The sequence below is a fragment of the Streptomyces sp. NBC_00091 genome, from assembly GCF_026343185.1.
GTDB lineage: Bacteria > Actinomycetota > Actinomycetes > Streptomycetales > Streptomycetaceae > Streptomyces.
On record NZ_JAPEMA010000001.1, the window covers coordinates 2,043,804 to 2,056,184 of the forward strand.

Genomic DNA, 12,381 nt, shown 5'->3' on the forward strand with positions numbered 1-12,381 from the left:
GCACCCCGGCGGGGCCGGGACCCGCCGTTGGCGCGTTCGCGCGGCCCCCGCCTGGCGGGGCGGGGGCCGGGGGGTGGTTCAGGCGCCCGTGCGGGTGCCTGTGCCCTTGGCGGCGTCCAGGGCGTAGACGCAGCGGTCCTTGCTGCAGGCGTACACCACGCCCGCCTCCGCCACCGGGGCGCCGGTGATCTCGCCGCCCGTGGCCAGCTTCCAGCGGAGCTGGCCGCCCGCCGCGTCCAGGGTGTAGAGGCAGTGGTCGGCGGAGCCGAAGTGGACGCGGCCGTCCGCGACCACCGGGGGGCCGGTGATCTCGCCGCCCGCCGCGAACCGCCACTTCGGGGTGCCGGTGACCGCGTCGAGCGTGTACAGGGCGCTGCCCGCGCCCAGGTGGACGCTGCCGCCCGCCACCAGGACCGGGTCCGCAGCCGGGCGGGGCTCGGTGGCGATGCGCCAGCGGTCCTTGCCGGTGGCCGCGTCCAGGGCGTAGACGGTGCCCAGGTAGTCGGCGAGGTAGACCCCGCCGCCGGTGACCGCCGGGCCGGGGGCGAAGGCCGGGGGCGCGAGGAACACCGCGGGGGCCTCGAAGTGCCAGCGGACCCGGCCCGAGGCCCGGTCGACGGAGAGCACGCGGGTGCCGGCCACGACGTAGACGTTGCCGTCGGCGGCGGGCGTCACGCGGACCGGGACGTTGCCGCAGGAGGCCGCGTCGCCGACCGGGTACGACCAGGCCTCCTGCCCGGAGCGGGCGTCGAGCGCGCGCAGCCGGGCGTCCTGCCAGACGTAGACGGTGCCCTCGTGGAGGACGGGGGCCGCCTCCGGGGTCTCGAAGTCGGACTGCGCGCCGCTCAGCTCCCACAGCTTCTGCCCGTTGGAGGCCTCCCAGCCCTGGACCCCGCCGCCGCGCGTGGCGGTGATGACGGTGCCCCGTTCGGCGCGCAGCGCGTACACCCAGGCTTCGGTGGACAGCCGCCACCGCTCGGAGCCGTCGGCGGCGTCGAGCGCGTACAGGGAGGGCCCGTCGGAGGCGTGGATGCGGCCGTCGGCGACGGTCATGGACCAGGCGACGTCCCGCGTCTTGAACTGGCGCCGGCCGCTGCCGACGTCCAGGGCGTGCACCTCGAAGGAGGTGACGTACAGCAGGTCGCCCGCGACCGTCGGGGTCCCCCACACCTCGTTGGACATGCGGAAGCGCCACGGCCGCCAGCGCCCGCTGTCCGGGGACGGGCCGGGACCCGGCACCGACGGCGTGGCCACCGGGGCCGCGGCCGGGGCGGCGGCCGACGCCGGGGAGCCGCCCGGCGGACGCACCCAGCCCGTCGCCGAGTCCGCGGCGGCGTGCCCGGCGGGGGCGGAGGCCGGGGCGGAGGCCGTGGCGCGCGGGCCGGGCCCGATCGGCACCGGGGAGCCGCCGAGCCGGACGGGCATCCCGGGCATCGAGGACACCGGCACCGGCGCCGGACCGGGGGGCGGGGTCAGCGGCGGGCGGTCCGGGCGCGGCGGCGCGGCCTGCCCGGTGCGCGGGTCCATCCACGGGTCGGCGGCGCCGCGCGGGGGCCGGCGGTGCGTGGCGGGGCCGGGGGGCGGCGCCGGGGAACGCCCGGGGGCCGGGACCACGGGGGCCGGGGTGGACGCCGTACGGTTCCCCGCGCGGCGGGCCTCGATCATCGCGACGGCCCGCTCCGGGAGCCACGCCGAGGCCGTCCCGCTGTCGTCGCCGCCGTCGAACAGGTGCGGGGCGAGCTGCGCCTGGAGGTCGGCGGGGGTCGGGCGCTGGGTGGCGTCCATCTGCATGCAGGAGTCGATCAGCGGCCGCAGCTCGTCGGGGAGCCCCTCCAGGTTGGGGCCCTCGCGCAGCAGCATGAACACCGTCTCGACCGGGTTCGCCCCGTGGTACGGCGGGTGCCCGGTCGCCGCGAAGACGAGGGTGGAGCCGAGCGAGAAGACATCGCTGGCGCCCTTGACGCTGCGCGAGTCCTTCGCCTGCTCGGGCGACATGTAGGCGGGGGTGCCGACGGCGACGTTCGTCATGGTCAGGCGGGTGTTGGACACCCCGCTCGCGATGCCGAAGTCGATCACGCGGGGGCCGTCCTCGACGACGAGCACGTTGGACGGCTTCAGGTCGCGGTGGACCAGGCCCGCCCCGTGGATGGACTGCAGCGCCTCGGCGATCCCGGCCGCGAGCCACCGTACGGCCTGGGCGGGCATCGGCCCGCACTCGTTGACGATCTCCTCGAGGGAGGGCGCCGGGACGTACGCGGTGGCCAGCCAGGGCACGGCGGCGCGCGGGTCGGCGTCGACGACGGCCGCGGTGTAGAAGCCGGAGACGGCGCGCGCGGCCTCCACCTCGCGGGTGAACCGCACCCGGAACAGCTGGTCCTCGGCGAGTTCGGTGCGCACCGTCTTGATCGCGACCCGGCGTCCGGACGCCGACCGTGCGAGATAGACCAGCCCCATGCCGCCGGCGCCGAGCCGTCCCAGCACCTCGAAGGGGCCGATCCGTCTCGGGTCGTGCTGCGTCAGCTGCTCCACCACTCGCCTCCACTACCTCCCCGTACGGGCCCCTGCCGGACCCGCTTCCACCCGTGCGCGCCATCCACCGGCGCGCGCACCGGTCCGACCCGATTCTGTCAGGCCCGCGCCTGGTCCGGCCCCGGCTCCGGGTGTGCATTCGCGCGCGGCTCCGACAGGAGCGCGAAGACGGCCCCCTGATTGTCGGCGACGACCGCGATCCGCCCGTACGGCGTGTCGAAGGGATCGGCGGTGACGCGCCCGCCGAGCCGCTGCACCGTCGCGATGCTCCGGTCGCAGTCCGGCACGGCGAAGTAGACGAGGAAGTGCGCCGGCATGATCTCCGGGAAGGCGTCGGTGATCAGGCTGCGCCCCAGGACGGCGGTGTCGGGGCCGGGCGGGCTGCCGGGCGGGGACCACAGGCGGTACTCGACGTCGCTCTCGGGGTCGTCCTGGTCCTGCGGGACGTAGCCGAAGACGTTGGCGTAGAAGACGTCGACGGCGTCGCGGGCCCGGGTGTAGACCTCGGCCCAGCAGTACGTGTTCGGCTCCTGCTGGGCGTCGAAGCCGTGGTGGGTGCCGGGCTGCCAGAGGCCGAAGACGGCCCCGCCGGGGTCGGCGGCCATCGCGGCGATGCCGTAGGGGCCGACGGGCTGCGGGTCCATGACCATCTGGCCGCCGGCGGCGCGGATGCGGGCCGCGCAGGCGTAGGCGTCGGAGGTGTACAGGTACACCCCCCAGACGGTGGGCATGCGGCCGTCGGGCTTGGGGGCGAGGGCGGCGACGTTGCGGCCGCGGCTGTAGGCCTGGGTGTAGTGGCCGTATGCGGGTCCCGCGCTGTCGCCGAAGGTCCACCCGAAGAGCTCACCGTAGAAGCGCTTGCCCGCCTCGACGTCCGGGAGCGAGGCGTCGACCCAGCAGGGCGAGCCTTCCGCGAATGCGGCTGCGGCTGGGGCTGCGGCTGCGGCCATGGGGTGGGTTCCTTCCGTCGTGCGAGTTTTGCGAGGCTTGTCCGGGCAGCACGCCTTTCATCCCCATCAGCCATGGTCCGCCCGAAAACTTGTCCACAGCCTGTTGATAAGACTATTCGGGGGATACGCCACGGTACGGAAGGGTGCGGGGCGGGCGGGGCGGGTGGGTGCGGACCGGCCGGAATCCGCCGCCGGGACCCCGGCAGGGGCGCTTCCGTCCAGGTCGGCGACCGCATAACCCCATTTGCAGGCGGCCGAATAGCGCGCCGATCCCCCCTCGGTAAGCTGACGGCATGACAGGACAAGTACGCACCGTCGACGGGCGTGTCGCCGGCCGGCGCGGCCAGGCGACGCGGCAGAAGCTGCTCGACTGCCTCAGCGAGATGCTCAGCTCCTCGCCGTACCGCGACGTCAAGGTGATCGACGTCGCGCGCAAGGCCGGCACCTCCCCCGCGACCTTCTACCAGTACTTCCCGGACGTCGAGGGTGCCGTCCTGGAGATCGCCGAAGAAATGGCCACGGAGGGCGCGCAGTTGACGGCGCTCGTCGAGGGCCGCAACTGGGTCGGCAAGGCCGGCTGGGCGGCCGCCGAGGAACTCGTCGAGGGTTTCCTGGAGTTCTGGCGGCGCAACGACGCGATCCTGCGGGTCGTCGACCTCGGCGCGGCCGAGGGCGACAAGCGGTTCTACAAGATCCGCATGAAGATCCTGAACTCCGTCACCAACTCCCTTACGGAGTCGATGAAGGAGCTCCAGGCCAAGGGCAAGGTCGACAAGGAACTCAGCCCGGCGGCGATGGCCGGCTCACTGGTCGCGATGCTGGCCGCGGTCGCCTCGCACCAGAAGGGCTTCCAGACCTGGGGCGTCAAGCAGGCCGAACTCAGGCCGAACCTGGCGCTGCTCGTGCACCTGGGCATCACCGGGAAGAAGCCGACCAAGTGACGGCGGACCCCCTGGAGGGTCCGCCGGTCTCGCCCGTCCGCCCGTCCACCCGCCCGCCCGCCCCACAGCTGTGACCGTGACGGCGATCAGCGCCGTTCTCCGGTGATCAGCGCCGTTCCAGCCGGAACAGCCTGATCTCGCGCTCGACGCGCGCCTGGTACGTCGCGTACGGCGGCCAGAACCTCAGTACCGCCTGCCACGCCGCCGCCCGCTCGGCCCCCTCCAGCAGCCGGGCCCGTACGGCGATGTCCTGCCCCTGCCAGCTCACGTCCGCGTCCGGGTGCTTGAGCAGGTTCCCGGTCCAGGCCGGGTGGCCGGGGCGGCCGAAGTTGGAGCCGATCAGCAGCCAGCTCACGCCTCCGTCCTCCGGCATGCACGCGAGCGGTGTGGTGCGCGGCTCACCCGTCCTGGCGCCCTTGGCGGTGAGGATCACCCCCGGCAGCATCTGGGCGCTGAGCAGCACCTTTCCACGGGTCAGCCGGTGTACGGCCTTGTCCATGGCGGGGATGAAGTGGGGTGCGATCTTGGCGAAGAGGAGGGTCGAGGAGACCTTCTGCATCAGCTTGACGCCGGGAGCCATCAGACGGCCACCCTCTCTGGTGTCGCGGACGGTGCCGCGGACGGTGTCGCGGACGGGTCGGTGAGGTCGAAGAGCCCGGCGCGCTGCGCGGCGTGCGCGCGGAGCCGGTGGACGGGGCCGAAGAGCAGCTCGTCGGCGGCCGCCCGCTTGAAGTAGAGGTGGGCGTCGTGCTCCCAGGTGAAGCCGATGCCGCCGTGCAGCTGGATCGCCTCGCCCGCGGTGGTCCGCAGGGCCTCCAGGGCCTGGGCGAGGGCGAGGCCGCCCTGGCGCGGGTCCCAGGCGGCGTAGTAGGCGGCGGAGCGGGCCGCCTGGACCTGTACGTAGAGGTCGGCGAGCCGGTGCTTGACCGCCTGGAAGGAGCCGACGGCCCGGCCGAACTGCTCGCGCTGGCGTACGTACTCCACGGTGCGGGCCAGCGCCCGGTCGGCCGCGCCGACCGCCTCGGCGGCGAGGACGGTGGCCGCGCCCCGCCCGGTGGCGGCGAGCGCGCCGAGCGGGTCCGGCCCCTCGCCGTCGCCATCGCCATCACCCTCGCCCAGCAACTCGGCGGTGACGTCCCGCAGTTGGATCCGGCCCTGCGGGCGGGTCTCGTCGAGGGTGGTCTGCCGGGCCCGTACGAGGCCGGGCGCGTCCTCCCGCACGAGGAACAGCAGGGTCCGGCTGCGGGCGAAGCCGCCGGTGTGCGCCGCGACGACGAGCAGCCCGGCGCTGTGCCCGTCGAGCACCTGGGCGACCTCCCCGTACAGCCGCCAGCCGTCCGCGGCTCGGTGCGCCTGCACCCCGCCCGCGCGGCCCCCGCCGGCCCAGTCGCCGGGGGTGTTGTCGCCGGTCAGGGCGAGGGCGGTGGCCAGGGCGGGGCCGGGTACGGCGAGGGCGGCCGTCAGCTCGCCGGCCGCGAGCGGGGGCAGCAGGGCGGTGCGCTGCGCGGCGGTGCCGAGGGCGCCGATCAGCGGGGCGGCGAGGGCGGCGGTGGCCAGCAGCGGGGAGGGCAGCAGCACGCGGCCGGTCTCCTCGCAGGCCAGGGCGAGGTCGCCGGGGGCGCAGCCGACGCCGCCGTACTCCTCGGCGACGGCGATGCCCGGCAGGCCGAGCTGCCGGGAGAGCTGCTGCCACAGCTCGCGGTCGTGTCCGGCGGCGGTGCGGACGGCGGCTTTGACCTCGTCCGGACCGCAGCGTTTGCCCAGGATCTCGCGCAGGGTACGGCGCATCTCGTCCTGCTCCGCGGTGAAGGCGGCATCCATCGTCGGGCTCCTCCCCATATCTGACGGGGCGTCATGTTAGGGCGGCGGGGATGAGATGCACAGGGGGCGGGCGGGGGCGGGGAGCCCGGGGCGGAGGGGGGCGGGGCGGGGACCCGGGGGGGGGTAGCAGCTGACGTACCGTCAGCTGTACGGTCCCTCCATGCTGCCTGGACACCTCTCCGGACCCGCGCCCGAACCCCTCCCCCGCCCCCGCCGCCGGGTCGCGGTGGTCGGCGTCGCACTCTCGGACTGCGGCCGCGTGGACGGCCCGACCCCCTACGCCCTGCACGCGCAGGCCGCCCGCCGCGCGCTGGCCGACTCCGGCCTGGACCGCTCCGTCATCGACGGCTTCGCCTCGGCCGGCCTCGGCGTCCTCGCCCCGGTGGAGGTGGCCGAGTACCTCGGGCTGCGGCCCACCTGGGTCGACTCCACCTCGGTCGGCGGCTCGACCTGGGAGGTCATGGCGGCCCACGCGGCGGACGCCATCGCCGCGGGGCACGCCAACGCCGTCCTGCTGGTCTACGGATCCACCGCCCGCGCGGACATCAAGGCCCGCCGCCGCACCTCGAACCTCTCCTTCGGAGCCCGCGGCCCCCTCCAGTTCGAGGTCCCGTACGGCCACACGCTGGTCGCCAAGTACGCCATGGCCGCCCGCCGCCACATGCACGAGTACGGGACGACCCTCGAGCAGCTCGCCTCGGTGGCCGTCCAGGCCCGGGCGAACGCGGCCACCAACCCGGACGCGATGTTCCGCGACCCCATCACGGTGGACGACGTCCTGACCTCCGAGCCCATCGCCGACCCCTTCACCAAGCTGCACTGCTGCATCCGCTCGGACGGCGGCTGCGCGGTGCTGCTGGCGGCGGAGGACTACGTACCGGACACGGCGAAGGCCCCCGTCTGGATCCTGGGCTCGGGCACCTCGGTCTCCCACACCACGATGTCGGAGTGGGAGGACTTCACGGTCTCCCCGGCGGCCGTCTCGGGCCGGCGGGCCTTCGAGCGGGCCGGCCTGACCCCGGCGGACGTGGACCTCGCGGAAATCTACGACGCCTTCACGTACATGACCCTGGTGACCCTGGAGGACCTCGGCTTCTGCGCCAAGGGGGAGGGCGGGGCCTTCGTGGAGAAGGGCCGCCTGCTGCGCGAGGGGGAACTCCCGGTCAACACCGACGGAGGCGGCCTCTCGGCCTGCCACCCCGGCATGCGCGGCCTCTTCCTCCTGGTCGAAGCCGTCCGCCAACTCCGCGGCGAAGCCGGCCCCGGCCAGGTCACCAAACCCGGCGGCCACCTCCCGGAGGTAGCCCTGGCCTCGGGCACGGGCGGCTGGTTCTGCTCCTCGGGCACGGTGATCCTGGGGCGGGGGTGAGGGGGGCGGGTATTGGCGGGGCGGTGTCAGGGCTGGTTTGGGGGGTTCCCGTCAGTCCCATCGTCCTTCCGTGTCGGGCCGGTCCGTCAAGGGCGCTCCTTCGTCGCGTCGCTTCGCGATGGCCTTCGGCCACCCTTGACAGCCCGTCCCGCCCCGGAAAGCCGAAAGACTGCCGAGAACCCCCCAAAAGAACGGTCACGGGGCAAGGGACAGGGACGGGCGCCTCAGCGATGAGGCGAGGGGCCGGGCCTTGCCATACCGGGCATCCGGGCCTGTCCAGGAAGGGCCCAGGGCCGGGGCTCGGGGGCGCGACAGATCGCTACGCGCTCCTCATATCTCAGCGCCTGCCGACCGTCTGCGGCTGATACCTGCACCACAACGGCTCTGCCGTCAGTCCTGGCCCTGCGCCTCGATCGGGCGGGCGGGCCGCATACGGCCATCCAGGGCAATCGTTCGAAAGTCTTCAGGTAGACCCGGGGTCGGCTGACGGAGTGGATCTCTTCGGCCGTGTGAGCGTGTTTCGAAACATCGTCCGAAGGTTCGCTCCGGCATGCCGATAGACCTGAGGCGGCTCACACCAGGTGTGAGGTCTCCCCTTGGCAACTGAGAGAAAGCAGAACATCTCGTGCTGAAGAAGTGTCTCGTAGCCGCATCAGCCGTGGCAATGGTGATGGGGTCGGCGACCCTGGCGCAGGCCGACGACATCGTGCGTGTCGTGGAGAGTGAGGTGACCATTCCTGTCGCCTCCGCGGGCTACCCCGGCAGGGCCTCGGCCATGGCCTCATGCCCGGCCGGCGAAACGCGGACCGGCGGTGGAGCCAGCGTGATCGCGGGCAACTCGCACGCCGAGCGGTACCTGCTGCACTCGACCCAGCCGATCAGCGGAGAGGCCTGGTGGGCGTTCGCCACGAACACGGACACCACCAACCCGGGAACCCTGAAGGTCTACGCCATCTGCGCAAGGGTGGTCAGGACCCCGGCCCTCACCACTCCCATCAGCACCTGACCCAGATGCCCACTGCAGGCGCTCGGCTGGGGTGTCCCAGCCGAGCGTCTTGCGCGGACGGTGGTCCAGTTCACCCGCCTGAGGCGAGGCGGCGCTCCAGGGCGCGGGGCAGGGGGTAGGCGCGCTCCGGGGGAACCAGTCGCTGGGCCTTTGCGGCCTGCCCCGTCTGCATCAGGGTCGCCGCCTTGCGGACCTGCGGGGTGAGGTCGGTGAGGCCGACGACCCAGTCGTCGGTGAACGTACGGATGAGATGACGGCCAACGCCCACCTGGATGCTGTAGTGGTTCAGCGCCGCCCCGCGCGGCGAGCGCTCCGGGTCCCACTGAACGTGCACGGCGGCCTGCGCCACCGCTGCCGGGTCGGAGGTCGTCAGCACGGCCTGGGACAGTGCCTCCTCCCACCCCTCCCGGGTCATCCGCACCGCGAGAACCCGCTCCTGACCAGCCTTGCGGCCCCAGTTGCTGCGGTGCATCAGCCACATGAACGACGGCTTGATCCACGTCATCCGCTGGAACGAGAACGGCGCCACGAAGCGGCCCGCCCGCAGCGCCGCGTCAGCGATGGCGGGCGCGTAGGCCTGGTAGACCACGATCGTGCGGGCGTCGTAGTCGGCACGGATCTCATACTGGGGCGCCATGCCCCGCACCCTGCCATCCACCCCATCACCCCCGCGACCCGGTTTCCGCCCCTCCAGCGCACCGCCGCGCCCCGCGCCTGGCGGTTCTCCGCAAGGGCCGGATCGCCCTCAGGGAAAACCACCAGACGGAGCACCAGGCTCAGGCCGGGGACGTCAGTGGTTGTAGATGAAGTCGGATGCGAAGGCCCAGCGCTGGTTGTCGCCGCCGTTGCAGCTCCACAGCTGGGCCCCCGTGCCCCACGTGCCGGCCTGCCAGCCGGTGATCTCCAGGCACCCGGTGTAGGCGCTCTTGAGCTCGGCCGTGGCCTTGCCGTTGACGTTGCGCCAGTGGTCGAACCACCAGAGCTGGTTGCGGCCGCTGTTGCACGGCCACTGCTTGACCGCCGTGCCGTTGGAGGTCGACGGCGGCAGGCCCGGCAGCTCCAGGCACAGGCCGGAGTGACGGTTGACGATCCGGAAGAAGCCACCGCCCACGCTGTTGAAGACCCAGGTTTGGTTGTCGCCGCCGGTGCAGCCCCACATCGCGGCCTGGGCACCCCACTCGCCGGTCCACCCGGGCATCTCCAGACACGTTCCGCCGGCCACGTTGGTGACCGTCGTGTAGTCGGCGGCCGGAGCCGCCCCGGCAGGCGCGGCCGTCGCGGCCAGGCTGCCGAGCAGCAGTCCGAACGTGCACGTCATGCGCACGAAGAAGCGCTTCACCGAAGTCCCCCTAGAGATAGGTCACATACAGAGAGTTGATCTTATTGGCGCGATCGCAGCGCATGCGAACTGGTGTACGGAACCTTCAGTCGAACCGCAAGGTCATCCACCGCTCCGGACCGTCAGTCGCTGTCTGGCGCTGTTCGACTGCGGCAGCAGCACTCGCGCTTCAACCTCCACGGGGCGCCGAGCCGGCCGCGGCCCTCCCCCCTGTCGGTGGTGATCACACGGCCTCGACATGGGCAGCTGCGGTGGTGAACTCTCGGCCGGACGCGCCCCGGATGTAGGCCAGCTCCACCCAGTGCTCACGCAGGGCCGAGTCCGAAACGTTCTCGTTGATCACGGCCATCAGTTCACCCTCCGTACCGGAAGCGATATCGCGCACACGCCGACGCAGGAGCCGATGCGGAACGTACTCGTACCGCTCATCCATCGGACGATCCCTCGATGGATGAGATGAAACGCTCCCAGCCGACGCGAGCACGGTCGAGGAGTTCCTGGCTGAGCCCAGCCCTGGCCTCCGGGCTTGGCCAGGGGCCGTCCCGGGTTTCGGGGGCCCCTTCGATATGTGGTCATGGGGCAATGACACTGCCTGGCCAGCCCTCTTCCCAGGGGAAACCTTCGGGGGAAAAACCTGTCAAGGGGGAACCTGTAGGGAACTCAGCAGCCATCATGTGGCCACTCCGACCGACAGTGGTGACACTCATGCCAACAGACCCGTTCGGCCAACTGCTGCTCCGGCTCCGCATGGAGGCCGGACGTACTCAGGAGCAGCAGGCAGCCGCGATCAACACGGTCTCCGGCCGGGACACCATGACTCGCCGTGAGATCAGCCTCTACGAGAACGGCGAGAACATTCCGACCACCCACACCCTCGCTCACATCGCGGTGGCTTGCGGCCTACGGAAGCCGGCGCCGCACGTGCACGGCGCAGGAATCAGACAGGCCGGGAAGAACAGGAGCCGGACGACATGGAGCGGCGGAAACTGATCGGAGGCGCTGTCATCGGCGCTGCTGTCGCCAGTGAGCCGTGGGGGCGGCTGGCCCACGCCCTCGCCAAGGGCAGCCGCGTCGACGCCCATGCGGCCGGCGCCCTGGTGAAGCGGGCCGGCGCGCTCCATGTCAGTGAGCACCACCTGACGGCACGGCAACTTCGAAGGCCTGTCGAGGCGTTACACACGTTCGCGGCCCCGGCAATGCCACCGCCGCAGCCTGGATTCACGCCCGCCATGCTGAGGAGGCAGCTGCCATCGGCGACGTGACTGCCGCCCTGCGCGGACTTGATCGCGCCCACACTGCTTACGAGTACGCCGACCACACGGCGGAACAGGCATGGGTGCGGTTCATGACTCCGGCCCGCATGGACTCCCTTGTGCTTTCTGTCCACGGACGGCTTGCCCACCCCGAGCTCGCCGAGGCAGCAGATACCGCCACTCGGCGCTTGGGCAGCGAGCTGTCCGACGCGGGCGTCGTCATCCTCGGTGACCTGGCCGCTGCTCTTCTTGCGGGTGGCGACATCGAACAGGGCGTACACGTTGCCCGTCGATTCGCGGCGGCGGCTGATGCCCGCCCGAACACGATGGGCCGCGCGCGTGCACTCAACGTTGCCGACCGGCTTCCCCACCACGAGCGCGAGCTGGCGGCGCAGCTCCGGGCCTGTGCCGCCTGACCCTTACGACTACGCGGGGGCCGTCTCCTCGGCGACCCACGCCAGGTAGGCATCTGAGCCGCCTTCTACCGGAAATACGATCCACTCCGGTACCTCGTAGCCGTGCTCCTGCCCGACCCACGCGCCCAGGGCAGGCAGACGGTCTCGTGTCGTCTTGAACGAGATGCGCCACTCGGTAGCCGTCTCAACGGTCCCTTTCCACCGGTAGACGGCAGTGAAGGGCGCGTCGATGTGCGCACAGGCCGCCAGTCGGGCCTCCACCGCGCCTCGCGCCAACTCACTCGCCCCACGTTCGCTGTCGACCGTTGTCTGCGCGATCACGACGTCGGTCGCCATGGCGGTCCTCCTGCTGTGTCGGTTTGCCTCGACGGACACTACCCAGAGGTAGTCCAGGGCGAGGTCAGCGATCGGCCAGACTGACCGGCCAGTTCGGGATAAGCCGTCCAGCCCCCGGCGACGGTGACGGATGCTCCCGCCGCTGCCCTCATCACCGTCTGGTGCGGGTATCAGCCCCAGACGGCCGGCGGACGCTGAGACGGGAGAAGCGCGTAGCGATCTGCCGCGCCCGAGCCCCCGGCCCTGGGGCAGGGCTGGCCTGGCTCGGATGCCTGGCGCGGCTGCGCCCGGCCCCTCGCCTCATCGCTGACGGACCCGTCCCTTGCTCTTGGACCGTGCCGTTCTTTTGGGGGCTTCCCGGCAGTCCTTTGTCTTTCCGGGGCGGGACGGTCGGTCAAGGGTGGCCGAAGGCCATCGCGAA

Annotated in this window: 13 protein-coding genes; 5 read left to right on the forward strand and 8 right to left on the reverse strand. The window is 72.4% G+C overall.

The window, feature by feature from the left end; genetic code table 11:
* Positions 1-78 precede the first annotated feature (78 nt).
* A complete protein-coding gene (locus OOK34_RS09155) occupies positions 79-2,532 on the reverse strand; it encodes a PQQ-binding-like beta-propeller repeat protein (protein WP_267033362.1) in 2,454 nt (817 codons plus the stop codon).
* Positions 2,533-2,627: 95 nt separating this feature from the next.
* Entirely contained in the window at positions 2,628-3,479 is an 852-nt protein-coding gene (locus tag OOK34_RS09160; RefSeq protein ID WP_267033363.1) for a VOC family protein, read from the reverse strand.
* Between the two features lie 293 nt (positions 3,480-3,772).
* Between OOK34_RS09160 and OOK34_RS09165 the strand changes: the two genes are divergently transcribed.
* Positions 3,773-4,420: a TetR family transcriptional regulator gene (locus OOK34_RS09165; RefSeq protein ID WP_267033364.1), complete on the forward strand. Its 648-nt coding sequence runs from the start codon at positions 3,773-3,775 to the stop codon at positions 4,418-4,420.
* Positions 4,421-4,526: 106 nt separating this feature from the next.
* Here the strand turns inward: OOK34_RS09165 and OOK34_RS09170 are convergent, their stop codons facing one another.
* Both OOK34_RS09170 and OOK34_RS09175 read right to left on the reverse strand, forming a co-directional pair.
* On the reverse strand, positions 4,527-5,000 hold the full coding sequence (locus tag OOK34_RS09170; protein ID WP_267033365.1) for a nitroreductase family deazaflavin-dependent oxidoreductase: 474 nt from the start codon (positions 4,998-5,000) through the stop codon (positions 4,527-4,529).
* Positions 5,000-6,241 (reverse strand): acyl-CoA dehydrogenase family protein, encoded by a 1,242-nt coding sequence (locus tag OOK34_RS09175; protein WP_267033366.1) that lies wholly within the window; start codon positions 6,239-6,241, stop codon positions 5,000-5,002. The genes OOK34_RS09170 and OOK34_RS09175 overlap by 1 nt, the downstream gene beginning before the upstream one ends.
* 160 nt (positions 6,242-6,401) lie before the next feature.
* Here OOK34_RS09175 and OOK34_RS09180 point away from each other — a divergent pair, with 160 nt between their 5' ends.
* Positions 6,402-7,610 carry an acetyl-CoA acetyltransferase gene (locus tag OOK34_RS09180; RefSeq protein ID WP_267033367.1) on the forward strand — a complete coding sequence of 403 codons (1,209 nt, stop codon included), beginning with the start codon at positions 6,402-6,404 and terminating at the stop codon, positions 7,608-7,610.
* Positions 7,611-8,337: 727 nt separating this feature from the next.
* On the forward strand, positions 8,338-8,616 hold the full coding sequence (locus tag OOK34_RS09185; RefSeq protein ID WP_267033368.1) for a hypothetical protein: 279 nt from the start codon (positions 8,338-8,340) through the stop codon (positions 8,614-8,616).
* Positions 8,617-8,686: 70 nt separating this feature from the next.
* Here OOK34_RS09185 and OOK34_RS09190 read toward each other — a convergent pair whose 3' ends face one another.
* From OOK34_RS09190 to OOK34_RS09200, 3 genes are all read right to left on the reverse strand, one after another.
* A complete protein-coding gene (locus OOK34_RS09190; protein ID WP_267033369.1) occupies positions 8,687-9,253 on the reverse strand; it encodes a DUF4291 domain-containing protein in 567 nt (188 codons plus the stop codon).
* A gap of 153 nt (positions 9,254-9,406) precedes the next feature.
* Positions 9,407-9,934, reverse strand: a complete 528-nt coding sequence (locus tag OOK34_RS09195) for an RICIN domain-containing protein (RefSeq protein ID WP_267033370.1) — start codon at positions 9,932-9,934, stop codon at positions 9,407-9,409.
* Between the two features lie 244 nt (positions 9,935-10,178).
* Complete coding sequence (locus OOK34_RS09200; RefSeq protein ID WP_267033371.1) at positions 10,179-10,388, reverse strand: hypothetical protein; 210 nt, start codon at positions 10,386-10,388, stop codon at positions 10,179-10,181.
* A 314-nt stretch (positions 10,389-10,702) separates the two neighbouring features.
* On the opposite strand from OOK34_RS09200, the gene OOK34_RS09205 reads away from it, so the two are divergent.
* Together OOK34_RS09205 and OOK34_RS09210 are read left to right on the forward strand one after the other, a co-directional pair.
* Positions 10,703-10,945, forward strand: a complete 243-nt coding sequence (locus OOK34_RS09205) for a helix-turn-helix transcriptional regulator (protein ID WP_267036676.1) — start codon at positions 10,703-10,705, stop codon at positions 10,943-10,945.
* Between the two features lie 268 nt (positions 10,946-11,213).
* Positions 11,214-11,624: a hypothetical protein gene (locus OOK34_RS09210; RefSeq protein ID WP_267033372.1), complete on the forward strand. Its 411-nt coding sequence runs from the start codon at positions 11,214-11,216 to the stop codon at positions 11,622-11,624.
* 9 nt (positions 11,625-11,633) lie between these two features.
* On the opposite strand, the gene cutA is transcribed toward OOK34_RS09210, so the two are convergent.
* Positions 11,634-11,960 carry a divalent-cation tolerance protein CutA gene (gene cutA / locus OOK34_RS09215; protein ID WP_267033373.1) on the reverse strand — a complete coding sequence of 109 codons (327 nt, stop codon included), beginning with the start codon at positions 11,958-11,960 and terminating at the stop codon, positions 11,634-11,636.
* Positions 11,961-12,381: the final 421 nt, after the last annotated feature.